We start from the raw sequence: 26,526 nt of genomic DNA, 5'->3' as shown, positions 1-26,526 counted from the left end.
CATGATTTTTAATATCTCCCCATCTCAGATTGAAAGCTTGGATAGCAAAGAGCTTGTAGAACTGCTGAAAAAATTGCTACACGCCGAAGCACAAAGTTCTGGTATTTGTTTACGAGGAGTTTCAGTACCCCTTCAGATTACTGTTGCCGATGGAGGAGAAGATGCACGAATTTCATGGACAGGAGGGTGTGAAAAAACAGATTATCTACCATCTAGATTTTGCATATTTCAATCAAAAGCTACTAAATTGGGAAAAGCAGGCTGGAAAAAAGAGGTTTGGACAAAGCCCAGTCAAAAAAAGGGTGTCAAACGAGAACTTAATAATGCTTTAAAAACAGTCATTAATGAAAATGGCTCTTATATCGGATTTACCTCTGAAATTTTTATTGGATCTAAAAAAGATGATCTAATTACAGCTATTAAGGAAGGTATTCAAGAGACTGGGGCTGATCCTGCTCAGTTAAAGAGTATTGATATTTATGATGCAAATAAGATTAAAGACTGGGTGGAAAAATATCCAGCAATCGCAGTTTGGCTTAACGAAAAACAATCTGGACTTACTTTAAAAAGTTTTCAAACAATTGAAAGATTGGGTAAGAAATCTGATATCTTTTCAATTCCAAAGGTCGAAGACAAAGCCAGCCGCTTTCTAATTGGAACTAAGAGCGATTCTACTGGTGATAACTCGCTTAGTTACGAGAAAGCAAAAGAACGAATTGTAGATTACTTAGCTGATTCTAAAACATCAATCCGAATTATTGGATCATCGGGCGTAGGAAAAACTCGGTTTGTGTATGAGGTGTTTAGAGATGAAACCACCACAGCAAAAATCGCATTAGTAACATCTGCAATTTATTGTGATTTTAGAGACGTTAGCTATCAGATTTTTCAAATAGCTGAGAGTCTTTCAGATGTTGGAAATTCTGCTCTCATGATTGTGGATGAATGTCCACGCGAAGCTGCTGTTAAGCTTGGTGAAATTATAACAAGTGAGGGTAGTAACCTTAAAATCATAACAATTGGTAATGATAACAAACCTATTGAAAAAAATAACTGCCTAAATATTTCCGTTACTCCTGCTGATGAAACTCTTATTGAAGGCATTATTCAGCAGCGATATCCAAAAGCTGATTACTCAGATATTCAATTTATTAAAAATATAAGTGGAGGATATCCACGCATTGCAGTATTAGCTACAGATAACTATTCAGAGGGACTACCAATTCTGAAATCTGTAGAAGATGTTGTAGAGCGCATTCTTACAAGTTGTGGCATAAACCGAGCCGAACAAGTTCGAGCAATTGAGTGTCTTGCGCTATTCAAGCAATTAGGTGCGGATGAAAATGTCAGTGATGAGATTGACTTTGTTAGTGAAAATTTAGCCAGACAAACTGGTGATGAGATGTATGAACATTTAGCTTATGCAGCAAAACAACATCTTGTAGATCATTTTGGTTGTTATTTCATAGCTAAACCTCTTCCCATAGCTGTTTTCCTTGGAAAAAGAAGGTTAGATTTACTGCGTGTAAACAGTATCCTTAAATTCATAGAAAGTGCATCTCCAACATTACGTGCATCTTTCTTAAGTCAATGGTGTTATTTCGACGCTTCAAAAACAGCCGCTACAGTCGCTAAAAGGCTTTTGTCAAGAGATGGGTGGTGTGGTTCACGAGAAAATTTGAAAACTGAGCTTGGTTCACAATGCCTGAATGCCATAGTACACATCGATCCTGATGGCGTAGCTAATGTTATTCATTATCTATATAAGGATTTATCCATAGATGATTTGAAAGAAGCCATAATAAGAAAGCATGATTTTCTCCAAATTTTAGCAAAACTTGTTTCCCGAAAAAGATATTTTTACATAGCAGCACCACTACTCATGCGGTTAGCTGTGATTGAACATAATACTTATTCAAATGATGCAGGTAATCGCTTTAAACAACTTTTTCAATTACGTCTCAGTGAAACTGAAGCTGAACCTTTTGAGAGGTTTGCAATACTAGATCAAGGAATATCATCAGGTGATGAAAGGATTGTATCTATTTGTATTGACGCACTAGAAAATACCCTCAAACGAAATTATTTTTATGGTTCAGTAATCTCTCATAAAATTGGAAGTAAACCTACTCCTAAAGAATGGAAACCAAAAGGATGTGATGAATTTGATTTTCATAGAAATGGTCTTCAAAGACTAGACTATATACGCTCACAATATCCAAAATTATCGATTCAGTGTGAGAACATTATTGCTAGAGCTATTCGCTCACTAATTTGTGAAAATATCTTAAATGAGATTGAACAAATTTTATACAAAGTTACTGAGGAAAAAAAATTTTGGCTTGATGCTATTCAGGGAGTTGGCGATTGGCTATATTTTGACAGAACGAAAGCACTAGAAGAATTTTCGCAAAAAGTTAGGAAGCTTTACGATAATATAATACCAACAGATCCAGTTCATAAAGCACTGCTCTATACAAAATTTTGGGAATCGCATCTTCGCAATCCTGATATAAAATACGATGAAGAAAATACCAATAATCGAGACTTTGAATACTCGTCGAGAAAGGCGAAGGAAGTTGCTGCTGAAATTGCAGTAGACAAAGAACTTATCAATCGTGCTATCCAAATAATGATTAGGGAAGAACTGAACAATGTGTTTCCATTCGCTCATGAGTTAGCCATGCGATTGGAAGACCCAGTACAATCTTTTCAGTTCGCAGTAAACGAATTTGAAATATCTTCTGACAGGAGAGGAATAAATTTTCTTAGAGCATTACTTTCTGGGATTGATAAAAGAGACCCTGAAACTGCAAATAAGTGCATTGACATTGCTCTTAATTGCGATGCCCTCAAGCATGAAATAAGTAATATTTATAGGGCTGTTTATATTTCTGTTGATAGACTAAATGAAATTGTTCAAAGAATAAGAGATGGGAGTATTTCGGTAACAGAATGTGTCTATTTATCTTATGGACAAGCACTAAGCCAACTTAATTCTGAAGATATTTTTAGTTTAATTGATGAATTAGCTTCTAATCACGGCTCGGAAGGTATGTGGGTAGCTCTCGAAATTATTTCCATGTACCAACATAATAGAGATATTCTTGACAGGCAACTTGCCAAACGGATTAAAGAAATTATTACTTCAAAGGAACTTTTTGAAAAAGTAAGATCAGCTACTACAGATGGATATTTATTTGAACAGCTTGTTTTATTGGTGCAAAAACATTATGGTATAGATGACGAATTCGCCATTAGACTTAGCAATCAAGTCATAAGGTTATGCCAAGTTGAAGAGTATCAACTTTTCTCTGCGCTAAAAAACTATTGTCGAAATATCATTGAATTATTAGTGAAAGAGAAACCGATTGTACTGTGGGAAAATTTATCACATTTCTTTGACATGGCAACTCAATCAGAAATTTATCACTTAGAAACTCTGATTAAGCCACAACAAGACGCTTTTGATGTTAATTCCCATAATGTAGGAGTTCATTATAAAGAAGGCATACTATTCGGTATTTCTGATTCTATATTTAGAGAATGGGCTAAAGTTAATCCAGAAATTAGAGCATCCTTCCTATGTATTTTCTATCCTATTCTTGAAATAGACGATCAAGGTAATCATAGATGGCATCCAGTTTTGGAAAAATTGACTCATGAATTTGGGACTTTTAAAGAATTTCGCCAGACTTTAGCACACCGTCTCTCTCCTAATATATGGTCAGGGTCTATAATCCCATACATTGAAATTTATTTAACACCTTTGGAAACATGGTTTAAACATCCAGTACCTGAAATGTCTGTTTGGGCAAAAGAGATGTACTATTTCCTAGAAAGAGAAATAGCTAGTGAACGTAAACGGGAAAGGAAAAATTCATAGTATGGTTGCTATTTTTGCGGATAAGCTTGAGTGAAGCCTTACTGTGAATGTAACCCAACGCAACTTGGCAAAGCGATCGCACATAACACTCCCTCGATGCGATCACCACATACCTTACACCTGTCTTTCAATAGCATCACAAGCCACACCAACCCCATTTTATGCCTGAGTAATACCTCCAATCTCTGAAGTTATAAATCTTGTAGTTATTAAATGCTATAATTAAACAAATATAATTTATTTTTTCTTCTAAAAACATGAAAACAATTGCAATTCAAGTTGATGCTGAAGTAGCCAAAGCTTATCAAGAAGCAGAACCACAAAAACAGCAAAAAATTCAGACTATTATTAACGATTTGCTTAAATTAATTATTCAAGATAAATCCCTAGATGACATTATTCAAGAAATGCAAGAAGAAGCGAAAAATAGGGGTTTAACTCAAGAAATTCTAGATGAAATTCTTCAGAATGGATGAACTGCGGTTTGTTATTGATACAAACATTCTATTTAGTGCAGTCTTGATTAAATCATCTGTGCCAGATGTGGCATTTAAAAAGCCAAAAGCTTAGGGAGAATTTTATTTTCAGATGCGAATTTTAAAGAACTACAAGAAATTCTCCATCGTTCAAAATTCGATAAATATATTTCTCTGACTATTCGTACTCAATTTTTAGCTAAATTAAAACTTGAATCAGAAGAAGTTGAAATAGTCCAGATGATCAAAGAGTGTAGAGATCCAAAAAATGACCAATTTCTTGAAGTGGCTATTAATGGTAATGCAACTCATATTATTACAGGAGATAAAGATTTATTAGAACTTCATCCCTTTCAAGGAGTTCATATTATTACCGCCACGCAATTTTTAGAAATTTTCTCAGATTGATAATGAAATGCGATCAACGGTGGCAGTTCTAAAAGTGGCTCACCCTTTCCTTTATCTGCTCCGCGCCCCTCATCGTTTGCTTTCCCAGTCAGGCTATTATGCTGAAATATCCCCAGGAGCAAGCAGCATGAAACGAATTCAACAAGTGGTAATTGCAATACATATCCGTAATTGCAATCGAAAAATGGGAAATACAAGATAGTAGTTCCCTAAAAATAGGTTTGAAAACATGATTTTTAGCTGCAAAAATCTTGGTTATGTCTGTGGATTATTTCTATTAGTCGGTGTTAGTGGTGGCAATTATTCAGCTGTAGCTCATCCAAACAACTCAACACAACCATTAGCACAACAGCAGATTAAAACAACCAAACCCCAGCCTCACGCAGTTTTTAAATCAATCATCCCCAAATTAAAGCAAAAAAGCCAAATTAAGATTTTATTACCAACATATATTCCTGAATCTGATGGCGCAAACCCCATTTACGCCATTTTGGAAACTGTTACACCCAAAAAGTACGATATTCTGCTGGGTTTTACTCCTGACTGCACTGGGGGGACAGCTTGTCGTTTGGGTGTGGTTTCGGCTGAAGCTGTTACCAAAAAAATACCGCGTCTGACTGGTAAACCCGTGGCTTTAGCTAAGGGTATTACTGGCTATTTTGTTGATTTTCGTTGTGGTGCTAATTGCTCAGATGCTACCTTGAGTTGGCGACAACAGGGTGTGCAATATTCTATCGCTTTGAAAGCAGGTAAGCGGGCTGAATTGGTAAAAATGGCTAATTCTGCTATTAACCTTAATTGAACTTAGAGACTGGGTAAATTACCAAACCCAAAAATTACCCCTCCTCGTGGCTGAGGAGGGGTGAAAATTTAATATCCGCTTTCTTCTTCGTATTCTGGCTGTCTTTCTTTGACTTTCTTGGGAATATTCACTGGTTGCGGCGGCGTATCTTCCCAAGCATCGCCTTCTACATCGTCATAATCGTCGTAATCATTGGTGTAGGGCTTATAGGGCTGGGCTGGTGGTTCTTGATATCTATCCCTACCTGTGGCTTCACTCCAGTTATCTTCTTCGTCTTCTTCGTATTGAATAGACTCGTACTGTCGCGCCCGCATGACTTGACGCTGGGGTATTTCTTCTTCGATGTAGTCTTCAGTCCATTCTTCTTCTACAGCTACAGGTTCAGGGGTGCGGACTTTGGGCTTGGGTGGCTGCAATGGGACACCACTGGGTAGTTGATTGGATGGTGCAACGGCGCGGGGTGTGGAGTAGTATTCTTCTTCGGATTCCCTTTCCCAAGGTGCTTTGCCAATACCCAGGCGTTCCAGAACACCGACGGTTAACTGGTTCACCCGTTCTTCTGCTCCCTCAAAGACAATTAATCTGTTGGGGCCTGTACTGACTACTTCTTCTATGGATATTTCGTAGGTACTCAAAAACTGGTCGGGAATTTGGGGTACTCCCAAAGAGGCGATGACAATGGAGTTGAGCTTACCTGTTTCGCCCTCAAACTTGAAGCCCCTGACTCTGCCGAGAACTTCACCTGTTTCTGTGATCACTTCCCAGTTCATCAGGTTGCTGAGGGCTTCAACTTCAATATCTTCTATGACATCTTCGTTATCCACCAGGATGACATCACCAAATTGGCTGACGCTGCTCAGGTACATATAGCGTGGCAGACCAGAAATAGAGATCAGGCTGTCTCGCAAACCAAGAGCCACAACCTCTCTTTGATCAATATCTACCCAGACTTGACTGACGATGCCTAACCGTTTGCCATTGTCGCGGGTAATCACCTGGGTATTTAATATGTCGGAACGCCTAATTATCTGTTCAGAGGTCATTCTATACGGAGTCCTGATCTCGAATCCGGTTTATCTATACACTATTATTAACAAAAACTCAAGCAGATGTATTCGAGGATTGTAACTTAATTCCCAAAACTTGAGTATAAGCTCCTCTAGCCTGAGTAACGCCAATGGTGCGTTCGGCTGATTCTATCATCGGACGACGCAAACTCACAACTATGAACTGTGCTTGCTGTGCCTGCTGTTTGATCATTCTAGATAATCTTTCGACGTTTGCGCCATCCAGGAACATATCTACTTCGTCAAAGGCGTAAAAGGGTGAGGGGCGGTAGCGTTGCAGGGCAAAAATAAAGCTTAGGGCGGTGAGAGATTTTTCACCCCCAGACATGGAAGCGAGTCTTTGGACTGGTTTACCTTTGGGGTGGGCGACTAAATTCAAGCCACTATTAAAGGGATCTTCGGGATTATCGAGTTGCAGGTAGCCGTCACCGTCGGAGAGGGTGGCGAAAATTGATTGGAAGTTTTCATTCACAGCATCGAAGGCTTCTTTAAAAGCTATTTGCCGCAAGGTAGTAAAGTTTTCAATCCTTAATAATAATTCGGTGCGTTCTGCTTCTAATGTCTGCAATTTTTGGCTGAGTTCTTCGAGACGTTTTTGGGTGCGCTCGTATTCCTCCAAGGCTAGCATATTCACAGGTTCCATTGCCTGTAGGCGTTTGGTAAGCGATCGCAATTCTTTCTGTAATTCCTCTAAGTCTACCTGATCCGGTACTTCTGGCAAGGGATTAGGCAATTCCGGGAGTAATTCTTGTAATTGGCTTTGGATGGCTGCTAAATCTTCGCGGCGTTTGTGTTGGGTTTCTTCCAGCTTTTGGATTTCCCACTCTAATTGTTGTTGACGTAGCAGATGCGATCGCACTTGCTGTTCTATTGCGTCGCGTTTTTGCTTTTCTTCGCCCAAATTCTTTTCCATTTCACTCAGCTTGGCACGAGTTTCTGTGATTTGAGTGCTGAGTGCTGAGTGCTGAGTGCTGAGGGTGGTGATTTGGGTTTGTTGGGTTTGTTGTTCTTGTTGATATTCCGTAATGCGTTGTTCAGCTTCTTGGATGCGTTCTAGGAGGCGTTGTTGCTGATTTTCTAGGTTTTTTAATCTTTGCTCGGCTTCCCGTAAGGCGGTTTCCCGTTGTTGTAATTGCTGTTCTTGGGTTTTAATTGTCGCTTGGATTTGTTGCCATTCGCTGGGGGTTTGGGAAGCTTCTAATTCGGCTAGGGTGTGGCGTAATTGTTGTAATTGGGTTTCTTGTCCTGGAAGTTCATTGTCTAATATTTCCAGGCGGGATTGGGAAGTGGTAAATTTTTCGGTGTTTTGGCTCAGTTGCGATCGCGTCCCTGCTAACTGCGCGGTTAAACTCTTAATCTCTTTTTGTAGCTGTTCTAACTGTAACTGCTGTTCTCGCCGGGCTTGACGGGCTTCGGTAAGTTCTTGGGATAATTGTTTAGTTTTAGTGGCTAAAGTGGCGATCGCATCACTACAACGGTCTAAAATGCGGTCAATATCCTGTAAACGCTGTTTTAAAGCTACGGCTTCATCTGACTCCGCCGCTTCTCCCTTGCCAAAGCGTAACGCTGAACGCTGGTTCATGCTCCCACCAGTCATCGCGCCACTGGTTTCTAATAGTTCCCCGTCTAAGGTGACGATGCGATATAAGCCAAGATTTTTCCGTGCCTGTTCTAAGTTGGCAAATACGACTGTGTTACCGAAAACATAATTAAACACATCCCGATAACGGCGATCGCATTCTACTAAGTTAACGGCATAGTTAACAAAGCCATGAGCTAACCGCAGGGTAGCATCTTGGGTAATTCTCGGAGCTTGAATTTTATTTAACGGTAAAAACGTGGCTCTCCCGGCGCGTTTTTGTTTGAGTAATTCAATCCCGGCGGCGGCGATACCGTCATCTTCCACCACAATATGCCCCAAACGCGCCCCAGCCGCAATTTCCAACGCCAACTGAAAGCGGGGTTCTACCCGTCCCAAATGTACCACCAAACCACAAACCCCAGGTATTCCCGATTGGATAATCACCTTACTGGCTTGGGTTCCCTGAACTTCTTGCTGTGCTTGGGCTTGTGCCTCAATTTTATCTAACTGCCGTTGTTTTTCCCGTTGCTCTTGTAACAGCCGTTTTTGGGTATCCTGCTGGATTTGTAACTCCTGTTCTGTAGCGGCGAGATTTTGCGCTAAATCTTGGATGGGTTCACTGGAAGTATTAAACTCGGTTTCTAACCGCGTACACTCAGCTTGTTTCTCTGCTAACTGAGGTTCTAAATTAGCAATTAACTCGGTTTCCTCTTGAATTAGTTGCTGTAATTGACTATTCCGTTCCCGCAGTTGGGCTTGTTCAGTACGCTGGGGTTCTAGAGTTTGCAGTAAAGTTTCAATTTGACGATTTAACGCCGTTTGTTGCTGTACCCATGCTTCCGAAGCCGAAGCGATTTCTGCGGCTGCTTCACGGGATTGTTCCAAAGCTTGTTGTGCTTCATCCCGTTGGCGTTGACAATAGACAATAGATTGGCGTTCTACATCCTGTGCTTGAGCAATTTCACCCAAACCCTGCTGATGCTGTTGAATTTCCTGCTGAGTGTGCGCCAAGCGTTTAGCAGTTTCTTGAATAGCCGCCTCTAACTCCGCTTGCTGACGTTGTAATTGCTTCCTTTCCGCTTCTTGAGTTGCCAGGGTAGATTGTACCGCCAACAGTTCTTCTTCCCCCAAAGCCTTCACATGGGCGTTAAGTTGCTCTAATTCAGCCGTTTTTTGGGCAATTTCCGCATTTAAGGCAGTTAGTTGAGTAGTCAGTTCACTATAATTGCGATCGCCTGCTTGAATCTCCGTAGCTAACTTCTCCTGCTGTACCTGGAGAGAACGCCAAGACAACACCGCTTCCCAAGACTGCTTATGCAGAAACTCCGTCCTCAGCTTTTGATACTTCTCCGCTTTCGCCTTATCTTGAGACAGGCGATCGCGCTGTAAAGTTAACTCATTCTCAATAATCCGACAACTATCTTCCTTCTCCTTCACCTCATCTAAAGTTCCCTTAGCTTGGTGAATCTTCCGATCAAACGCCGCCACCCCAGCCAACTCATCAATAATTTCCCGGCGTTCCTTCGCATTCATCGAGATAATACTCGTGACATCCCCCTGCAACACCACGTTATATCCTTCTGGATAAATCCGCAGCCTCTCCAACTCCTCATGTAACTCCGTCAGAGTCGCACTCACACCATTGATATAGTAATTCGACGTATAAGTTCCCTGATGAGTCACCCGCAACCGTCTAGTCACACTCCATTCAGTTAGGGAGTGGGGAGTAGGGAGTAGGGAGTCGGAATCTTCCTCTAATCCCTCCGCGCCTCCCTCCCTCTGCGCCTCTGCGCCTTTGCGCGAAACTTCCTCCGACAAATCAAAAGTCACCGTCACACTAGCTTCCACCGCCGCCCGACTTTTAGCCGTTTGATTATTATTAACCAAATCCGGCAAACGATCAGCCCGCATTCCCTTAGAACTAGCCAATCCCAAACAAAACAGCAGCGCATCCAAAATATTAGACTTACCCGAACCATTCGGCCCAGAGATGACAGTAAACCCCGGTAGCAGAGGGACGGAAGTAGTGCCACCGAAGGATTTAAAATTGGTAAGTTCTACGCGCTTAATATGCACCATAGGTGCTGGTTAACTCGGATAATGAAGAACAAGTGTATCAATTAATTAAAAAATAGCAACTGGTTAGACGAAAAAATTCTGGATTTTCGCACCCTAGAGGGTAAAGATAAATTACCCGGTGTTGCCAATCTGTTCATAGTACAACAAGACCGAAAATCCTAGGCGATCGCCTAGAACTGATCTCAAAGAATTAAGTTATCTCTAAGTTTTGACATTATGCTAATTTTTTTGTGTGTGTAGCTAATACTTTAGCCAGAAGTCATAGATTGTCAATGATGTTAAGCTGTCGCCACACTTTAATTTGAAATATCAAATTTTCAGAAATAGCACTAATGACATTCCATCAGTAAATTTTGTAAAAAAGTTGTAATCTCTATCACCTGTAAATAAAAAAAGTAGTGAGCGTGAACTTCAACAACTTAAGACGAGATAAAAACCAAGATACTGCTAAACGTCAATTGCTGAAGGCGCTACAAAAGCGTGATCAAATTGCTATTCAAAGATTAATTATTTATTGGACAAGAATTCTGGGAACAGAACAATTAACGACTTTAATTGTTAACAAAGTCTTGGTGGAATGTGATGGAGATAGTCACAGATGGTTTGTACAAAATTTTTGCGGGCAATCATCTTATCAACAAGTGCAGCAACAAGCGGAAAATCATTTGTGGCAAATATTAACGAGTGCTGGTTTAGAACCAGGTAAAGACTTTAGTTTGGGCAGCAATGAAGAAGTTATGATTAGCGATCGCGCCAAGGAAGTCTTACTCAATCGATTGCCCCAAGAACATCAAGCTTTATTTGCAGCACAATTACAAACCTCGACTGTTCCAGATATCATTACGGTTATGGAACAACAATTGGGATGTCGATTTTTTGCCAATTTAACAGCAATTGCATCTCAAAAAGTACAAAGGTTAAGTAATTCTCAAGCAGCTGCTTATTTGGGAGTATTGATTGCTGGGTTAGTTAAGCGTAATTCTGCACTGCAAGATGTCGATTTCCCAACAAAATTTATCTTTAGTTGTTTAGCAGAATTACCCCAGGAACGAGTTACTGCCATTATCAATGATGAGGAACCAAATCCCCAGTTTGATGAATTAATCATCATTCAAGATTTGTTGGCAGCAATGAGAGAAGGCGAAGCTTATAACCTCACCTATGAAAATAACTCCATGATTTTAGAAAAACTCAGAAAACTAGATTTAATCTGGTGTGGTGAGCGTCGCATTGCAGAAATTATCGCCACAATGGAGGATTGGCATCCGAGGAATGGTTGAAGAAGGCAGGGGGGGCAGGGGAGGCGGGGAGAAAATTTCATATTCCACGCCCATTTCCTACTCCCAACTCCCCACTCCCAACTCCCTCTTTCTACGCTGGTACGACAAATTTTTGGCTACCAGCTAACCCAAAGGCGGCGTGAATGACTTGCAAAGCTTGTACACCTTGTTCTTGTGCCACTACGCAGCTAATTTTGATTTCTGAGGTGGCAATCATTTGAATATTGATTTGGTGTTGGGCTAGTGCCTCAAACATTTTAGCGGCGACACCTGGGTGTCCTACCATACCTGCACCGACAATACTGACTTTGGCGATCGCACTATCTAAAACTACATCACCCCAACCTAAATCTACTGCGGCTTGAGTTAGCAGTTGTTGGGCTGTTTCCCCATCCATCCGAGGTACTGTAAAGGCGATATCCCGTTTCGGCACACCATCAACTACCCGGCAGCGTTGAGATTGAATGATCATATCTACGCTGATGTTGTGTTCGGCTAGTATGCCAAACAACTTTGCCGCCATTCCTGGACGATCTGGGACTTGGCGAATCGCTAAACGTACTTGGTTTAAGTCCAAGGCGACACCGCGCACAGCAGGATGGGAGACTGTCGGGGCGGCGGGAGAGGCTAGGGAAGTCGGGGAAGCGACGATTTCAAAGGCGGTACATAGGGCAGTGACGGCGCGATCGCAGTCTGCTGCATCAACTACACAACTTACCTTGACTTCACTGGTAGAAATCATGTGAATATTTACCCTAGCTGCCGCTAAGGTGGCAAACATTTTGGCAGCTACCCCAGGCCTACCAATCATCCCTGCCCCAGCTATGCTAACTTTAGCAATGTCTTGTTCTACCATTACCTCAGCTTCGTCGGTATGGGGATCGGATGTACTCCGTAAGGCTGGGGCGATCGCTTCTGCTACTGCTTCTGCTCGCTTTAATATGGGTGTGGTGACAGTAAAAGCGATGTCATTACTGTTACCTTCATGGATGGATTGAATAATTAAATCTACATCTACATTTTGGTGGGAAATTTCCCCAAATAATCTGGCTGCTACCCCTGGTTTATCAGGTACACGCAATAGTGCTACCCTGGCTTGGTTGGTGTCAAATTCTACCGTATCTACGGGACGGGCAATTTCTAAATTAATCAGCGATCGCTCTTGGTGTTGGGGTGTTGTTACCCAAGTACCAGGATCATCTGTCCAACTTGATCTCACTACTAAAGGTACACAATAGTTGCGAGCAATTTCCACAGCACGGGGATGTAATACTTTTGCACCCAAACTCGCTAGTTCCAACATTTCATCACTGGTGATTTCGTCCATCAACTGCGCTTCAGGAACTAAACGAGGATCTGTAGTTAAAATCCCTGGCACATCTGTATAAATTTCACAAAAATTTGCCTGTAATGCTGCCGCCAAAGCTACAGCCGATGTATCAGAACCACCACGTCCCAAAGTTGTAATTTCCAGTTCTCCGTTGCTAGAGATACCTTGAAAACCCGCAACTACAACTACTTTGCCGTCGTCAATGTGACGCATCAGACGTTCTGTTTCAATCTGTAAAATCCGGGCGCGGGTGTGTTCAGCTTCAGTCACAATACCCACTTGAGCGCCAGTCATAGAGATGGCTGGTTGTCCAATTTCCTGCAACGCCATACTGAGTAACGCAATGGTGACTTGCTCACCAGTGGAAAGCAACATATCCATTTCCCGGCGGCAGGGATTGCGAGAAATTCCATTGGCTAACTTAACAAGTCCATCGGTGGTTTTCCCCATTGCGGAAACCACTACTACCAGAGAGTTTCCCGCTTGCACAGTTTTGTAGACACGCTGTGCCACAGCTTGGATGCGTTCGACTGAACCGACAGATGTACCACCGTATTTCTGAACTATAAGCGCCATAAATTTTCTTCATGCAATGTGCCTGCTGCTAGCAATGCGTCGTGACTCGGCGGAAGCTTGGCAGACTGATCCGTTATTTAGTTTACCTAAATTTAACAATAATACTGCCGCTACACTACACAAGCAGTTAATAGTCACTTGACATTTTTATGGTACATATGTACTATAAAGGTATAAATGGTGCAATACAGAAAGACTATTAATTAGTTCTGCACTGAATATGGAGGATAGCAGTATGGCAAATCATCACAAAATTTCTCTGCTAGAACTCATCGAAATTTTGACAGAATACCGCAAAAATATAATTATCAATATCAAACATCTGCAAGCAAATTATCAGCGAACTGGTATCAAACGAGTTCACGGTATCAGAGATGAAAATGGTGAACTCAAACGGCCTTGGTTACAAACAGAATATATAGATAATGCCGAGTATGTCAGCATAGATAAGTTTGCCTTTAATCGCAACACTGCCACAGTGAATATGCTAGTTAAACGTCAAGTTAAGTTAGTAAAATCTGAGGATAAAACCCCGATTTTAGAAGTAGCTGGTTTGCTAGCTAATGATTTATATTTATTTAATAATTATACCATTGTTAGTAATGGTAAACTTTATATTTCATTTTTGAAAATCAAAATTAGCAGCAAGAAAGCTTTTGAATTACTCAAAGATGTTTTAGATAGAGCAGAGTTTGATTTTCATCATGAATACACCATAAACTTGGATAATTTGCCCCTAGTAAATGACAATATTAAATATCCAAATATTGCTGGTTTATTCGATGAGTTAGCAAAAATCAAAGTGATTTTGAGTATGATTACGGCTCATCTCAAGGGAGAATCCGATATCTTTATAGAACCACAGTTAGATGAACTAAAAAATCACTGTCTTTCTAGTAATCTTTACATTAATTTCCCCACAACTAACGAATACATAAATCGTCAACAAGCATTAACTGATGGCAATATTGACTTACAGAGGATTTACAAAATTGATATCGGCAGTAAAGATATTTTGAATCTCAGCAAGTTTTATTCTGCAAACAAGTTTCTGGATAAAATGTATCGAGTGTATGACAAAGAAACTGGTGAAATTTTAACTAAGCCTAATTTGACAATGGCTTTTCATGAAAATCTCGCTTTTAGACATAAGCTACTGTCATCTCGCATCAAAATCACAAAAGTTGATGAATTCATGAAGGTGATTTTTGATGATTTTTTAGGACTTGAAAATTACGGCATAGTCTCAGCAACTTTATCTAAAATAGGTGCTAATAGTTTGGCACAGTTATTACAAGATAAATTCTCTGGTTATAGTGTGAGTAAAGATGTAACGGTAGCAGCTTTAACCGATGCAAAAACCAAACTAGAACAATATGCTAATAAAATTTATCAAGAAAAAATTTCTCCTTTAGTTTTTTACATCGGTGCTACTGGTACGCTACCTCAAGAAATATCAGTACCAGCCATAACTGCCAAAGAACTTGCTAGGAGATATCCTGATTTACAGTTTTCTAAATATGAGCAAGAAGGTGATTTTTTTGTAGTAAACGATAGCATTATCAGCATCTATGCCCAGCCTACATATTATTCTCAACAGGTGGGTGTGAGTGCTAAGTAAGGTAGGGTGGGCTTTGCCCACTATATCTGGGGTTTCTGTTTGTATTTCAAAAATTAAATGGGATTCTTATAAGTAGAACGACTGGCAAAAATCAACTATGTTAAGCAATGTAAAAATACCAGGATTCAGTTCGTAGTCAGGACTTTAGTCCTTTTCTAAGAACTAAAGTTCTTACTACAAACCTTTAATTATTTACCTTGTTTTACTTACTAATTATTTAAGAGGATGTTTGAAAAGTAGTTGGCTGTGTTTTTAAACACTTGTTGCTCCCCCCTAGCCCCCTTAAAAAGGGGGGAAATAGAATCAAATTCCCCCTTTTTAAGGGGAATTTAGGGGGTTTTAAAAATATTTGATACATAATCAGGGACTTTGCAAACAACTTCTAAGCTTGCTATAAAAGATTTTTTTACAATGGGTAATTTTAATAAAATTTAATAAATAAATAAAGAAATATACCAGATCATCTAGCGTAATCACGGCTTATTGGTAAGATTCTTGATGCACTTACGCTAGACAACCATGAATGAACATCAACGTCAATCTTATTGGCGTGCTAATACGGCTTTAATTCGCAATCTTTTAATTATTTGGGTACTGGTTTCCCTAGTTTTTAGTATTTTGTTAGTTCAACCATTGAATGGATTTCGCTTTTTTGGCGTACCGTTCGGCTTTTGGATGGCACAACAAGGATCAATCCTCGTATTTGTAGGATTGATTTTCGTTTATGCCTTTCAAATGGACAAATTAGACCGCAAATATAATATCAAGAAGTAAGGAAAAACAGTGTCAGTTGAAACTTGGACGATTTTAATAGTTGGACTGTCTTTTGTTGCTTATATTTACATCGGTTGGCAATCACGAGTTAAAAGTAGCAAAGACTTTTATGTAGCAGGACAAGATATCCCTTCTATTGCTAATGGTGCAGCCACCGCCGCCGATTGGATGTCTGCGGCTTCGTTTATTTCTATGGCGGGGCTGATTTCTTTTTTGGGTTACGACGGTTCTATCTATTTGATGGGATGGACTGGCGGTTATGTGCTGCTAGCTTTATTACTCGCTCCCTATCTGCGGAAATTTGGTAAGTATACAGTGCCAGATTTTGTAGGCGATCGCTACTATTCAAATATCGCTCGTTTAGTGGCAGTAGTAGCAGCCATTTTCGTCTCTCTTACCTACGTTGCTGGGCAAATGCGCGGTGTGGGTATTGTCTTTAGCCGTTTCTTACAGGTAGACATCAACACTGGTGTGATCATCGGGATGGTGATTGTCGGCTTTTTTGCTGTCTTAGGTGGGATGAAAGGCATCACCTGGACACAAGTAGCCCAGTACGGTGTGTTGATTTTAGCTTACTTGATTCCGGCTGTGGCGATCGCCTGGATACTCACTGGTAATCCCATCCCCCAGTTAGCGTTTACCTTTAGTGATGTTGCTACCAAACTCAATCAAATTCAGGTTGATTTAGGGTTTCAAGAATATACTCAGCCTTTTGTGAACAAGTCCATGCTAGATGTACTGTTCACCACAATTGCCTTGATGGTGGGTACGGCTGGCTTACCTCATATTATCGTTAGGTTTTACACAGTTCCCAGTGTACGGGCTGCTAGGTTTTCTGCTGGTTGGGCATTGTTATTCATTGCCATTCTGTACACTACAGCACCGGCACTTTCCATGTTTGCCCGTTATAACTTGATTGATTCTCTGCATAATCACACAGTCACAGAAGTACAGCAGTTAGACTGGGCGAACAAGTGGGAAAAAACGGGACTGCTGACATTCGAGGATAAAAATCAAGATGGGCGTTTTCAGTTAACCCCTAATAAAGACACCAACGAAATTAAAATTGACCGAGATATCATTGTGCTATCTACCCCAGAGGTAGCCAAACTCGCCCCGTGGGTGATTGCTTTGGTAGCAGCTGGTGGGTTAGCGGCGGCTTTATCTACAGCATCAGGTTTGTTGCTAGTTATATCTAGTTCCGTTGCTCATGATATTTATTACCGCATTATTGATTCCAGCGCCTCAGAACACAAACGGGTGTTTGTCGGGCGTGTGATGGTGGGTTTATCCTTGGTGTTGGCTGGTTACTTTGGTGTAAATCCGCCGGGGTTTGTGAGTGAAGTGGTAGCTTTTGCCTTTGGTTTAGCAGCTGCTAGCTTCTTCCCAGTGATAGTTTTGGGGATTTTCGATAAGCGTACCAATTCCCAAGGTGCGATCGCGGGGATGTTGACAGGATTAATTTTTACCATTGTCTACATCATCGGTGTGAAGTTCGGAGGTGTACAGCCTTGGTTTTTTGGCGTATCTCCCGAAGGGATTGGTACTTTGGGTATGCTGATTAACTTGGTGGTGACGCTAGTAGTTTCTCGTCTCACCCCTCCACCGCCAGCCGAGATTCAGGCGATGGTAGAAGATTTACGTTCTCCGACAATTGAAGATGAATCTGAAATACTTCTGCACTAAATAATAATACGTATATATAAGGACACAGCCTATCTGTGTCCCTATTTGTAGAATCAAATTTAGTCAAATAATTGTCGGCGATGATTTTTGCTACCCCAGCTTTAATTTTTAGCCTTAACTGAACGGTACCGATTTATAACGTGAATCTCCAACGGAGGCGCACGTTAAATATAGATTACTACTGTCCCAATTCTTGGATGTTGTTCATCACCTGTTGGTATAAATCATTATTGTTTTGTTTCTGAAAAATATCTGCCGCTTTTTGCAAGTCTTGTAAGGCTGCTTGTCTGTCACCTTGGGCTGCACGGGCGTTTCCCCGGTTGTTGTAAGCGGGGCCAAAATTACGATTGAGGCGAATGGCTTGGTTATAATCGCTGATTGCCCCTTGTAAGTCACCTTGAGCAGCACGGGCGTTACCTCGGTTGTTGTAGGCGATCGCATATCTGGGATTGAGGCGAATAGCTTGGTTAAAATCTTCGATAGAGCCGCTTTTGTCTCCCTGTACAGAAAGGGCATTGCCCCGATTATTGTAGGCTTCGGCATAATTGGGAGACAGGCGAATCGCTTCGTTGTAGTCTGTAATCGCGCCTCTTTGATCACCCAGAGATGCGCGGGCGTTGCCCCGAAGATTGAAGGCTTCCGCATCGTTGGCAGCAAGGCGAATGGCTTCGTTGTAATCTGCGATCGCTTTTTGTTTGTCTCCTAAATCAAAGTAAGTTAATCCTCTGGCTTTGTAAGCAGCAGCATATTCCGGATCTTGACTGAGAGCTTGATTATAGGAGGCGATCGCTGCTTGCAAATTACCTTGAGCGTGCTGTTTTTGTCCTTGAATATAAGCTGAACCAGCTTGAGAGTTTTTACTTGCCCGACGGCTAGGAGGATTGACTCCAATTTCCGTCACTAAAACGTCTTTAGTGTTACTACAAGAAACAATGGTAATTGCGCTTAGTGCGGTAAACACACCTATAGTCAATATTTTGTTGAACTTCACCCGCCCTTGCTCCAATAACCGCAGTTTCATAAGTTGCTCACAATCGTCATGACAACTGGATTTAATTAGTACCAAGTTAGTGAATTCACTAACTTCCAATGGATGCTAACTATTGATCGATTTGCCCAGTCAATTGACGCGTCTACCTCCTATCCTCTAGGTTTAATTAACAGTAGTCTGTTGTATCAACCGGGAATTTTATGAAATAAATTATATTGTTATTTATTATACTTTTAAGATTTTATCCAATTAATAACTTAACTTTTTCATCAAAAATATATAGTTTTTTGACTAGCTAAGTTAAGAGATTTATGCCTCCTGTGCATCACTTCCCGGTTTTTGAGGAGACAGCCGCCAAGATGTACTTTGTTCGATATCTACAGACAACTGTTCGAGATTCTCCCCTAAATCTTTTTGCAGCTTCTGAGTGAGTGTAACCGGAAAATCTAAATTAATCCCTTGGTTTTCTACCAGTCTTGCCAGTTCTACAAACTGCACTTTGACAACTTTGCGTTCGTAACTACTCAGTTTATAAAACGCCGTTTCTGAGACATTTTGAGCTTGCATCGCTCTTCTTAAACGCTCTTGTAGATGCTCATACTCAGAATTTAACAGCTTCCACTGTTCTTCAATTTGAGTGAACTGTGCGCCCAGAACTGTTAAATCTTCTGATTCCGGGTCTGGGTTACTTACTAATTGTAATTCTAACAAACCTTGATGTATTTGAGCAAGATAAATACAGTCTAAATAAGCATATTCAATTTGTTCTTCACTCAGTGGTCTGCGTCCCCAATCGCTACTTTGTTCTTGTTTATCAATATAATTAAAATTACATAATTCTGTAGCTAAAGTTTGTAATTGGTAGTTTGGTAATGGTAAAAGATAGTAAGGAATTTTTTTAGCTAATTCCCAGGTGCAAGTGATATTTTTAGCTTGTTTATTACCAAGAAATTTCAGATCAAAGTTAGCATTGTGAAACACCTTTTCAATAGCTGGATTGACCATAATCTGCTCAATAAATTCAGCTATGACTTCAGGCTGATTCAGGACATCTAAAAGGTAAACGCGATCGCCACTCATATCGTGAGGATCATCTAAGACCTGAATCAGTGATAATCTAGGATTACGACTTTTATATTCTGCTACTTCGGTATCTATCCACAGAGTAGTAGCTTGAGTATATTCGGCAACTATGGCACTAATCTCACGCGCATCACTCAAATATGGCATTTGTTAATATTTCCTGAGTTTTGGGTTCCAGTTTCCCAAATTAACATTTAGCCGTCACTTGATTAACCAACTTGATAACTAATGTCACCATCAATATACTCACTAGCCGGCTTTGTTTGTGGTAGTTGGAGAAACTCATCCAGCTTTAGGCATAAGGGTTTGGCGACAATCATAATTTTTGTCACTACAAACTGTTTGCTCTGAGTGTAACAAAGTTCCTAACTGCGGGTGCTTAGGGAAGCAGAGGAATTGGGACTAACAGATTTCTGTGTTCTCTTTTTCAATAAAGTCAAGCAGCGATAAGATTTACGAATAAAATTAAGTATAAAGTAAGGAATCCTTAGCCGGAGTGGTGAAAGGATGGGACGGTATAGCCAATAATAAGCTCTTTTGAGGTTATTCCATTTAGAGCATTTCTCCTCATCAAGAAAGTCGGAAATATCTACTACTAAACCTCTACCTTCATACATCATGACATTACGCCCGTGAACATCATGGGGGTAAAGCCCACGCTGACGCGCATAATCTAGAGCCTGATCTATATCTTGTATTACTTGTTTAGGGATACGCAAACCCCGTTGGATGGAGTCGTATAAAGTCACTCCATATAACCGCTTGAGGACTAAACAACCGTCTTTTGCATAGAGACATTCCGAAAATGCTGGGTGAGAGCCAAGACGACGATATACTTCTACTTCTTCTGTAAATCCTGGTCTTCCAGGTGCATAAATCTTCACTACCACATCTTGGTATTCTGTATGACAAACTACTGCCGCATAGTTACCTCTACCAATTAGCTGCCAAGGATGGGGAAGATAGCGCACTTCGACTGGATCATAGGGATTGACACTCTCAACTTGCAACTCAGGTAGTAACTCTTGATGAATACTCTCAATCAATCGATGTATATGCTCATTCATACTGGTTGCGGCTATTGCTCAGTAAATGCTGCCGTTGGTCTTCACCAGTATATTTCATATCATTACCAAACTAGATTTACATTTATATTTTCTCGGTTGAGCGATATTGATTAATTCAGTTGCCAATAACACATCATGTTAATACTAGAATACTTTCTTGCTCTGCATTGCCAAAAATGCTAATTGTGGTGTAATTTTCCCGTAATATTTGCACAATTTTGGCAGTGGAGCAGTTACCGACACGGAGATAGATAAATTTTGGCGGATGACCGTAGACAAGACTACGCTGATGAAAATCAGAATCCTTGGAAACAATCACAAAATCATGAGCTTTGGCATATTCCCAAATCAATAAATCATCACTTTGGGTAAGTGCGAGTAATTTTACGTGTGTTGAATTCGGATAAATATCCACAATCTGAGGAATAATTCTGTCAGAAAGATTTTCGTCTAAAAGTAGTTTCACAGGGATGTTACAAATAATTTTCTCTCGCGGTCAGCCGCAAAAGCCAAACAAGCTTTGATATCTTCAGATGTAAGTTCCGAAAAGTCTTCTAAAATTTCTGTCTCCGTCATCCCACTAGCTAAATATTCCAAAATGTCATACACCGTAATTCTCATTCCTCGAATGCAAGGTTTACCACTACGTTTTTCAGGTTCAATTGTGATGATATTTTGGTAGTCCATGAGTTAGTGAGAGTATTTACTTAATTTCATCATAATCTAATTCACTGCCCTAAGAAAGTAAGTGAAATTTTCCATAACCGAGAGAAACAAGTTCTACTTTGGGTGGTTCACCTTTATTCCATTGCAATGTTTTGTATTGCAGTAACCAATGCCGAATAACTTGTTCTCTGCTATCACGAAACTCTGGACATTTTCTCCAAAATCCAGGTGTAAGAGAGAAAGTATAAGTCTTATCATCAATCTCTAGTTTAATTTCTTGCCAATTCTGATCAAAAAATTGATCTCTATTTTTTATACCTACGCGAATACCATAGGTATTTGCTATTTCATGGCTTTTACCAGTGTTCCAAACACTAGCTTGCATTTTATTCATAGAAAATTACTACATTTAATTTAGTTTCGGTTGTTGTGAAGTAAATGAAGCCGTAGGTATTCATCAGTATATTTCAGCTTAACGCCCAAAACAGCAGTTAAGGAGCAGTCTTAGCTATGACTTACCTTAATTGACGACTGACATTAATGATGCTAATTTTGATTCAGATATTGATTCTATATTTGGTTATGAATAAGGTTCGGGAATTAGCGCATAAGGTTTTGCAGCGTCAAGAAGAGTCAGTTAGATTTTCTATAACGCTAACAAAAACAGACAACTTGCGTTTAGAAAAGCTGGCTGAAATCATAGGTCGTTCAAAAAGTGCCTTCTGTAGTGAACTAATTTCAGCCGCATTAGATGACTTTGAGACAGTTATCGATACTCCTGAGTGTGAAACTGATTCACCTCTACCTTCTGCTGAGAAATATGCAAAAGCTTTCAATGCTATTGCAGACAAATTAACTGAAGGACATCGAGCTATGCTTAAGGCTCACTATCATAAACAGAATCAGACCAGCACTACTCCCGAATTAGCTAAAGCTGCTGGCTACGAGCATTTTGGTGCAGTTAATCTTCAATATGCAAGATTGGGTGAGATGCTTGCAGAATACCTAAATTGGTCTTTGCCTCAACACTCTGATGGTTCTCCATTTCCTACAGCTTTTATTGTTAAATGGCATAAAAAAGATTTCTGGTACTGTACATTGCACCCACAAGTGGTTCAGGCAATGAAAATGGTTGGTCTAGTCTAGTGCTAAAAAACTTGATATAAACTAACTGTATCAAGACTACTAATTATCTCCTACTCTTTCACAATACCTTTGTTTATGCCTGAAGTAATTGAAATACCTGTAGAACTTACCCATTTTCAACTACCAAATGCAGTTCAAGAACGTCTGCAATTTTTGCTAGATAGACAGGATGCAGGTGAGGAATTGACCCAGGCAGAGCGTCAAGAAGCAGAAGGATTGGTTGAGTTAGCTGAGTTTTTATCTCTGCTTCGTTTACGGTCTCACCGTGTTACAAAAAAATAATCAATGTCCAAAATTTCAAATTCTTTACGTCGGTTAGTTATTCAAAGAGCAGACAATCGCTGTGAATATTGTGGGTTATCCCAAATAGGGCAAGAAGCAACATTTCATATTGATCATGTAATTCCTGTGGTGGCGAATGGTAAAACCGCAGCAGATAATTTGGCACTTGCTTGTGTTTCATGTTCGCTTTACAAGGCTGCTAAACAAATAGTGGAAGACCCAGAAACAGGTGAAAAAGTAAATATTTTTAATCCTCGTCAACAAGTGTGGAAAGAACATTTTCGTTGGCATGGTGTGAGAGTTGTAGGATTGACGGCAACAGGAAGAGCTACTATTAATGCACTCCGGATGAATCGCTCTTTAATATTAGCAATCCGAGCAGAACAAGAACTTTTAGGTCGTCATCCACCACCTTGATAATTGCTACTTGTAGTTGATCTTTTTATAATCAAACTAATACTCTGAAATTACTTATAGTGAACTAGCAGCAAAAATTAATCAGCCGACGGCTTATCGTGCTGTCGGCTTGGCTAATTCACTGAATCCAATTGCGATCGCCATTCCCTGTCATCGGGTGATTGGTACAAACAATCAACTCACAGGATACGCAGGCGGAATAGAATGTAAGCGTTGGTTGCTTCGCCATGAGGTAATCGTCAATTACCCTTGAGTTGTGTTTAGCGGCGGAGGTAATATAACTTTTTTCGCTAAACCCAGAGTTTGTAAAAGTTTAATACTCCACCAAGTGACATCAATCTCCCACCACTGAAAACCAGCTTTGGCTACATGGGGATAAGTGTGATGGTTGTTATGCCAGCCTTCGCCGTAGGTAACGAGAGAAACCCACCAGAGATTACGGGCGTTATCATCAGCGTCAAAGGTGCGATAACCCCACATATGGGTTGCAGAGTTGACAAACCAAGTAGAGTGCCACAGCAATACGGCTCTGAGAAACATACCATAGAAGACAAAAGGCCATCCTCCCAAGGCGTAAAGCAATAATCCCATAGGAATTTGCAGTAGGAGAAAATAGCGATCTAACCAACGATAAAAAGGTTGTCTTGCTAAGTCGGGTGCATATTTTCGATAGGTTTCTTCATCAAAAAACTCATAACGAGGATATAAGATCCACAACATATGACTCCACCAAAAGCCGCGCTTGGCAGAGTAAGGATCTAAGTTGATATCTTCCGTGTGGGCGTGATGTTGGCGGTGTCCTCCCACCCAAAAAATTGGCCCGCCTTGCAGAGCTAATGCGCCAATAATAGCGATCGCATATTCTAACCATTTGGGTACTTGAAAACTCTTATGGCTAAGTAATCGGTGATATCCCAAGCAAATACCAATACTGCCAAACAACCAGTGTAGAAACACCAGCAAACCCAATGCCTGCCAAGAGAAAAACCAAGGCGCTAACAAGGCTAAGGCATGAATTGTCCCAAAAAATACCACATTGATCCACCTGAGACGCAGTGGTGTTTCTCCCTCAGAGGCAATGGCTAGATTTTTTGCAGTCATAAAAATTCCTGTTGATGGTTCCTGTAAAGATTTGCTCTTGTATCTAGTGCATTACATAGCTCAAAAGGGATTTATCCACTCTGCAACCCAGTTCATTACAGTAGACTAGAGCAAGTATCACTTACACTTGCCATGCTACCAGTTCTATGTTTTTCGTGCAAGTGTTACTTGCATTTTCTTTATGACATCTCAACCTGTTTCCACCCGTCAACGTCTAATTCAAGCTGCGCTGGAGTTGTTTACGGCTCAGGGAGTTAGTGCCACCACCACCCGCCAAATTGCGGAAAAAGCAGCAGTCAATGAAGTTACGTTATTTCGCAATTTTGGTAATAAACATGGATTATTATTAGCTGTACTAGAAGAATCAGCAGCTTTTATTAATTTAGGTGAATCCCTAGTCAGTCGGGCTAATCCTCCTGGTGATGTTTACCAAGCTTTGAAAGATTATGCAAGTGACACTTTGCAGGCATTAGAGAGAATGCCAGAACTGGTTCGTTCTGTAGTAGGAGAAGCAGATCAATTTCCGGCGGAAAATCGTCGTGCTTTAGGACGAGGATTAACAGAGGCGAACCGTTACGTAGCCCAGTATCTAGCTACTGTCATTCAACAGGGAGATTTGAACACCTATCTCCCAGCAGAAAAATTGGCTAGTTTACTCAATGGCATGATTTTGGGATATGCCGTGATTGAATTAACCAGCGAATTTCATGAATTGTGGGAAAGTCGGGATGATTTTATCGAGAATTTGGTGGAGTTATTTCTCCACGGTGCTATGTCATCAAGGATGAACAGCTTGCAAACAAACTGCCAAGACATAACTGATTTACCTGCTGTTTTAGTTCACGAAATTCTTCAACAAGCTAAAAAGTCGGGAGTGCAAGATTATGCGATCGCTTACTTATTATTTGCCACTGGCTTGTCTCCAACAGAAATAGTCAATTTGCAGCGCAATCACCAAATTTATGATCCTCAAAGTCATGTGCTGCAAATTACCACCCCAGGATATGTGCGGCAAGTACCCGTCAATCAGTGGATTTTAGGCAAACGCTATGGTTATTACACGAATAATCCTTTAATTAAATGGCTCAAAAGTCGTAAAGATAGCCAGAATTTCATGTTTTTGAATGCAGCAGGTAAACCAATATCTGAATCTGAAGTATTGGCACATTGGCAAACATGGACAGCAGGTTTATTAACCCCCCAAGGAAAACCACCAGAAATCACCCAAGCCCAACATACTTGGCGCATAGAAATGTTAATGCGGGGAATGAGTTTAGAAAATTTGAGTATTTTGACTGGTTGCGATCGCATTCAACTACAACCCTACGCTCATCGAGCCAAAGAAAAAGCAGCATTAGAGCAAGCAATGCGTTTAGATCAGAAGCCTGTGTAAAGATTGGGTATTGGGCAGGGCTAAAATCTCCCTGTAGGTAGGCTTACGCCTGGGTAGCAAAGCCAGCTACATCCTCCTCATCTCACCCTACACCCTGTAATTTTTATTACTTATTTTTGAGCGATCGCTCTTTTATGTCTGTCTTTGAGTAGTAGTTCATTCGGTGGCTTAACGGAGAAACTAGCTGCAAATAGTTGCTAGCTGAATTTTTTGCGTACTTTTATTCAGAAAATTTACATCAGTTTATGGTATGGATCAATTTTAATAAGGTAAAACATATCTTCACTAAAATTAATCCGGTATCGACGCTCCGGATTTGGGAGTAAACATCGTACACCAAAACAGCAAGACAAAGAGAGCATTCCTATGGGGCGAAAAGTGAGCAAAGTATTTAAGCAATCCGGGGTAATTCCTTATCGTGTTAGAAACGGTAGAGTAGAAATACTGCTGATTACAACGCGCGATCGCCAACGTTGGGTAATACCTAAAGGTGGGATTGTCAGTGGTATGACTCCACCAGCTTCAGCTGCTAAAGAAGCCTGGGAAGAAGCTGGAGTCATTGGCCAAGTAAAAGCTAATAAATTAGGTAGTTATAAATATCGCAAACGAGGTAAAACTTACCAGGTAAAGATGTATTTATTACCAGTTGAGATAGTTAGTAGTGATTATCCCGAAGCGAGTAAAAGATATCGACGCTGGCTAGGAGCAAAACAAGCCATGAAGCTAATTAAAAAAGCTGCTCTCAAGCGGATATTAAAAGGGATTATCCAGCATAAATTTTATCAGAAGGTTGGCTGAAAACCCCAGATAAAC

General features: G+C 40.5%; 26 protein-coding genes. 15 read left to right on the top strand and 11 right to left on the bottom strand.

Annotated features, from left to right (window positions below):
- Position 1: 1 nt before the first annotated feature.
- From NOS7524_RS14545 to NOS7524_RS14530, 4 genes are all read left to right on the top strand, one after another.
- Entirely contained in the window at positions 2–3,886 is a 3,885-nt protein-coding gene (locus NOS7524_RS14545) for a hypothetical protein (protein ID WP_015139236.1), read from the top strand.
- A 257-nt stretch (positions 3,887–4,143) separates the two neighbouring features.
- Positions 4,144–4,362: a hypothetical protein gene (locus NOS7524_RS14540; protein ID WP_015139235.1), complete on the top strand. Its 219-nt coding sequence runs from the start codon at positions 4,144–4,146 to the stop codon at positions 4,360–4,362.
- Positions 4,363–4,461: 99 nt separating this feature from the next.
- Entirely contained in the window at positions 4,462–4,770 is a 309-nt protein-coding gene (locus NOS7524_RS30730; RefSeq protein ID WP_327084612.1) for a putative toxin-antitoxin system toxin component, PIN family, read from the top strand.
- Between the two features lie 229 nt (positions 4,771–4,999).
- The gene (locus tag NOS7524_RS14530) at positions 5,000–5,572 is read left to right on the top strand and encodes a hypothetical protein (RefSeq protein WP_015139234.1); all 573 of its coding nucleotides are present in this window, start codon (positions 5,000–5,002) and stop codon (positions 5,570–5,572) included.
- Between the two features lie 68 nt (positions 5,573–5,640).
- Here NOS7524_RS14530 and NOS7524_RS14525 read toward each other — a convergent pair whose 3' ends face one another.
- Together NOS7524_RS14525 and smc are read right to left on the bottom strand one after the other, a co-directional pair.
- Positions 5,641–6,615 (bottom strand): PRC-barrel domain-containing protein, encoded by a 975-nt coding sequence (locus NOS7524_RS14525; RefSeq protein WP_015139233.1) that lies wholly within the window; start codon positions 6,613–6,615, stop codon positions 5,641–5,643.
- A gap of 58 nt (positions 6,616–6,673) precedes the next feature.
- Positions 6,674–10,300, bottom strand: a complete 3,627-nt coding sequence (gene smc / locus NOS7524_RS14520) for a chromosome segregation protein SMC (protein WP_015139232.1) — start codon at positions 10,298–10,300, stop codon at positions 6,674–6,676.
- A 398-nt stretch (positions 10,301–10,698) separates the two neighbouring features.
- Here smc and NOS7524_RS14515 point away from each other — a divergent pair, with 398 nt between their 5' ends.
- Positions 10,699–11,580, top strand: coding sequence for a hypothetical protein (locus NOS7524_RS14515; RefSeq protein WP_015139231.1), 882 nt, complete (start codon positions 10,699–10,701; stop codon positions 11,578–11,580).
- A gap of 91 nt (positions 11,581–11,671) precedes the next feature.
- Here NOS7524_RS14515 and NOS7524_RS14510 read toward each other — a convergent pair whose 3' ends face one another.
- Positions 11,672–13,486, bottom strand: coding sequence for an aspartate kinase (locus NOS7524_RS14510; RefSeq protein WP_015139230.1), 1,815 nt, complete (start codon positions 13,484–13,486; stop codon positions 11,672–11,674).
- Positions 13,487–13,502: 16 nt separating this feature from the next.
- Here NOS7524_RS14510 and NOS7524_RS30975 point away from each other — a divergent pair, with 16 nt between their 5' ends.
- The 4 genes from NOS7524_RS30975 (at position 13,503) to NOS7524_RS14495 (ending at position 17,567) form a co-directional block, all read left to right on the top strand.
- Positions 13,503–13,628: a hypothetical protein gene (locus tag NOS7524_RS30975; RefSeq protein ID WP_268741963.1), complete on the top strand. Its 126-nt coding sequence runs from the start codon at positions 13,503–13,505 to the stop codon at positions 13,626–13,628.
- A gap of 93 nt (positions 13,629–13,721) precedes the next feature.
- Positions 13,722–15,107: a hypothetical protein gene (locus NOS7524_RS14505; protein ID WP_015139228.1), complete on the top strand. Its 1,386-nt coding sequence runs from the start codon at positions 13,722–13,724 to the stop codon at positions 15,105–15,107.
- A 519-nt stretch (positions 15,108–15,626) separates the two neighbouring features.
- Positions 15,627–15,881, top strand: a complete 255-nt coding sequence (locus tag NOS7524_RS14500; RefSeq protein ID WP_015139227.1) for a DUF4212 domain-containing protein — start codon at positions 15,627–15,629, stop codon at positions 15,879–15,881.
- Between the two features lie 9 nt (positions 15,882–15,890).
- Entirely contained in the window at positions 15,891–17,567 is a 1,677-nt protein-coding gene (locus NOS7524_RS14495) for a sodium:solute symporter family protein (RefSeq protein ID WP_015139226.1), read from the top strand.
- 178 nt (positions 17,568–17,745) lie between these two features.
- On the opposite strand, the gene NOS7524_RS14490 is transcribed toward NOS7524_RS14495, so the two are convergent.
- From NOS7524_RS14490 to NOS7524_RS14465, 7 genes are all read right to left on the bottom strand, one after another.
- Entirely contained in the window at positions 17,746–18,588 is an 843-nt protein-coding gene (locus tag NOS7524_RS14490; protein WP_015139225.1) for a tetratricopeptide repeat protein, read from the bottom strand.
- A 279-nt stretch (positions 18,589–18,867) separates the two neighbouring features.
- A complete protein-coding gene (locus tag NOS7524_RS14485; RefSeq protein WP_015139224.1) occupies positions 18,868–19,788 on the bottom strand; it encodes a ribonuclease D in 921 nt (306 codons plus the stop codon).
- A gap of 62 nt (positions 19,789–19,850) precedes the next feature.
- Positions 19,851–19,973, bottom strand: a complete 123-nt coding sequence (locus tag NOS7524_RS29495) for a hypothetical protein (protein ID WP_327084583.1) — start codon at positions 19,971–19,973, stop codon at positions 19,851–19,853.
- 33 nt (positions 19,974–20,006) lie between these two features.
- On the bottom strand, positions 20,007–20,708 hold the full coding sequence (locus NOS7524_RS14480; RefSeq protein WP_015139223.1) for a hypothetical protein: 702 nt from the start codon (positions 20,706–20,708) through the stop codon (positions 20,007–20,009).
- 133 nt (positions 20,709–20,841) lie between these two features.
- Positions 20,842–21,174, bottom strand: a complete 333-nt coding sequence (locus NOS7524_RS14475) for a DUF5615 family PIN-like protein (protein ID WP_015139222.1) — start codon at positions 21,172–21,174, stop codon at positions 20,842–20,844.
- The gene (locus tag NOS7524_RS14470) at positions 21,171–21,395 is read right to left on the bottom strand and encodes a DUF433 domain-containing protein (protein ID WP_015139221.1); all 225 of its coding nucleotides are present in this window, start codon (positions 21,393–21,395) and stop codon (positions 21,171–21,173) included. Before NOS7524_RS14470 ends, NOS7524_RS14475 begins: the two co-directional genes overlap by 4 nt.
- 49 nt (positions 21,396–21,444) lie before the next feature.
- Entirely contained in the window at positions 21,445–21,768 is a 324-nt protein-coding gene (locus tag NOS7524_RS14465; protein ID WP_015139220.1) for a hypothetical protein, read from the bottom strand.
- A gap of 146 nt (positions 21,769–21,914) precedes the next feature.
- Between NOS7524_RS14465 and NOS7524_RS14460 the strand changes: the two genes are divergently transcribed.
- From NOS7524_RS14460 to NOS7524_RS28740, 4 genes are all read left to right on the top strand, one after another.
- Positions 21,915–22,520: a hypothetical protein gene (locus NOS7524_RS14460; protein WP_144050870.1), complete on the top strand. Its 606-nt coding sequence runs from the start codon at positions 21,915–21,917 to the stop codon at positions 22,518–22,520.
- 75 nt (positions 22,521–22,595) lie between these two features.
- Positions 22,596–22,802, top strand: coding sequence for a hypothetical protein (locus NOS7524_RS14455; RefSeq protein WP_015139218.1), 207 nt, complete (start codon positions 22,596–22,598; stop codon positions 22,800–22,802).
- A 3-nt stretch (positions 22,803–22,805) separates the two neighbouring features.
- A complete protein-coding gene (locus NOS7524_RS14450; protein WP_015139217.1) occupies positions 22,806–23,219 on the top strand; it encodes an HNH endonuclease in 414 nt (137 codons plus the stop codon).
- Positions 23,220–23,268: 49 nt separating this feature from the next.
- Positions 23,269–23,472, top strand: a complete 204-nt coding sequence (locus tag NOS7524_RS28740) for a methylated-DNA--[protein]-cysteine S-methyltransferase (RefSeq protein WP_083882612.1) — start codon at positions 23,269–23,271, stop codon at positions 23,470–23,472.
- Here NOS7524_RS28740 and NOS7524_RS14445 read toward each other — a convergent pair.
- A complete protein-coding gene (locus tag NOS7524_RS14445) occupies positions 23,463–24,320 on the bottom strand; it encodes an acyl-CoA desaturase (RefSeq protein ID WP_015139216.1) in 858 nt (285 codons plus the stop codon). The genes NOS7524_RS28740 and NOS7524_RS14445 overlap by 10 nt on opposite strands.
- A 181-nt stretch (positions 24,321–24,501) precedes the next feature.
- Between NOS7524_RS14445 and NOS7524_RS14440 the strand changes: the two genes are divergently transcribed.
- The gene (locus tag NOS7524_RS14440) at positions 24,502–25,713 is read left to right on the top strand and encodes a TetR family transcriptional regulator (protein ID WP_015139215.1); all 1,212 of its coding nucleotides are present in this window, start codon (positions 24,502–24,504) and stop codon (positions 25,711–25,713) included.
- 366 nt (positions 25,714–26,079) lie between these two features.
- A complete protein-coding gene (locus NOS7524_RS14435; RefSeq protein WP_015139214.1) occupies positions 26,080–26,511 on the top strand; it encodes an NUDIX hydrolase in 432 nt (143 codons plus the stop codon).
- Positions 26,512–26,526 lie beyond the last annotated feature (15 nt).

This window comes from Nostoc sp. PCC 7524 (assembly GCF_000316645.1).
Classification (GTDB): Bacteria; Cyanobacteriota; Cyanobacteriia; order Cyanobacteriales; family Nostocaceae; genus Trichormus.
This window is presented reverse-complemented; position numbering and strand designations above follow the sequence as displayed.

Excerpts from the sequence above, each read along its gene's own strand:
- NOS7524_RS14510 (WP_015139230.1), bottom strand. The coding sequence starts at position 13,486 with ATGGCGCTTATAGTTCAGAAATACGGTGGTACATCTGTCGGTTCAGTC.
- NOS7524_RS14440 (WP_015139215.1), top strand. The coding sequence starts at position 24,502 with ATGACATCTCAACCTGTTTCCACCCGTCAACGTCTAATTCAAGCTGCG.
- smc (WP_015139232.1), bottom strand. The coding sequence starts at position 10,300 with ATGGTGCATATTAAGCGCGTAGAACTTACCAATTTTAAATCCTTCGGT.
- NOS7524_RS14500 (WP_015139227.1), top strand. The coding sequence starts at position 15,627 with ATGAATGAACATCAACGTCAATCTTATTGGCGTGCTAATACGGCTTTA.
- NOS7524_RS14435 (WP_015139214.1), top strand. The coding sequence starts at position 26,080 with ATGGGGCGAAAAGTGAGCAAAGTATTTAAGCAATCCGGGGTAATTCCT.
- NOS7524_RS14545 (WP_015139236.1), top strand. The coding sequence starts at position 2 with ATGATTTTTAATATCTCCCCATCTCAGATTGAAAGCTTGGATAGCAAA.
- NOS7524_RS14470 (WP_015139221.1), bottom strand. The coding sequence starts at position 21,395 with ATGGACTACCAAAATATCATCACAATTGAACCTGAAAAACGTAGTGGT.
- NOS7524_RS14485 (WP_015139224.1), bottom strand. The coding sequence starts at position 19,788 with ATGCCATATTTGAGTGATGCGCGTGAGATTAGTGCCATAGTTGCCGAA.
- NOS7524_RS30975 (WP_268741963.1), top strand. The coding sequence starts at position 13,503 with ATGTGCCTGCTGCTAGCAATGCGTCGTGACTCGGCGGAAGCTTGGCAG.
- NOS7524_RS14450 (WP_015139217.1), top strand. The coding sequence starts at position 22,806 with ATGTCCAAAATTTCAAATTCTTTACGTCGGTTAGTTATTCAAAGAGCA.
- NOS7524_RS14465 (WP_015139220.1), bottom strand. The coding sequence starts at position 21,768 with ATGAATAAAATGCAAGCTAGTGTTTGGAACACTGGTAAAAGCCATGAA.
- NOS7524_RS14540 (WP_015139235.1), top strand. The coding sequence starts at position 4,144 with ATGAAAACAATTGCAATTCAAGTTGATGCTGAAGTAGCCAAAGCTTAT.
- NOS7524_RS14455 (WP_015139218.1), top strand. The coding sequence starts at position 22,596 with ATGCCTGAAGTAATTGAAATACCTGTAGAACTTACCCATTTTCAACTA.
- NOS7524_RS14530 (WP_015139234.1), top strand. The coding sequence starts at position 5,000 with ATGATTTTTAGCTGCAAAAATCTTGGTTATGTCTGTGGATTATTTCTA.
- NOS7524_RS14445 (WP_015139216.1), bottom strand. The coding sequence starts at position 24,320 with ATGACTGCAAAAAATCTAGCCATTGCCTCTGAGGGAGAAACACCACTG.
- NOS7524_RS14505 (WP_015139228.1), top strand. The coding sequence starts at position 13,722 with ATGGCAAATCATCACAAAATTTCTCTGCTAGAACTCATCGAAATTTTG.
- NOS7524_RS14460 (WP_144050870.1), top strand. The coding sequence starts at position 21,915 with ATGATGCTAATTTTGATTCAGATATTGATTCTATATTTGGTTATGAAT.
- NOS7524_RS14490 (WP_015139225.1), bottom strand. The coding sequence starts at position 18,588 with ATGAAACTGCGGTTATTGGAGCAAGGGCGGGTGAAGTTCAACAAAATA.
- NOS7524_RS14525 (WP_015139233.1), bottom strand. The coding sequence starts at position 6,615 with ATGACCTCTGAACAGATAATTAGGCGTTCCGACATATTAAATACCCAG.
- NOS7524_RS14480 (WP_015139223.1), bottom strand. The coding sequence starts at position 20,708 with ATGAATGAGCATATACATCGATTGATTGAGAGTATTCATCAAGAGTTA.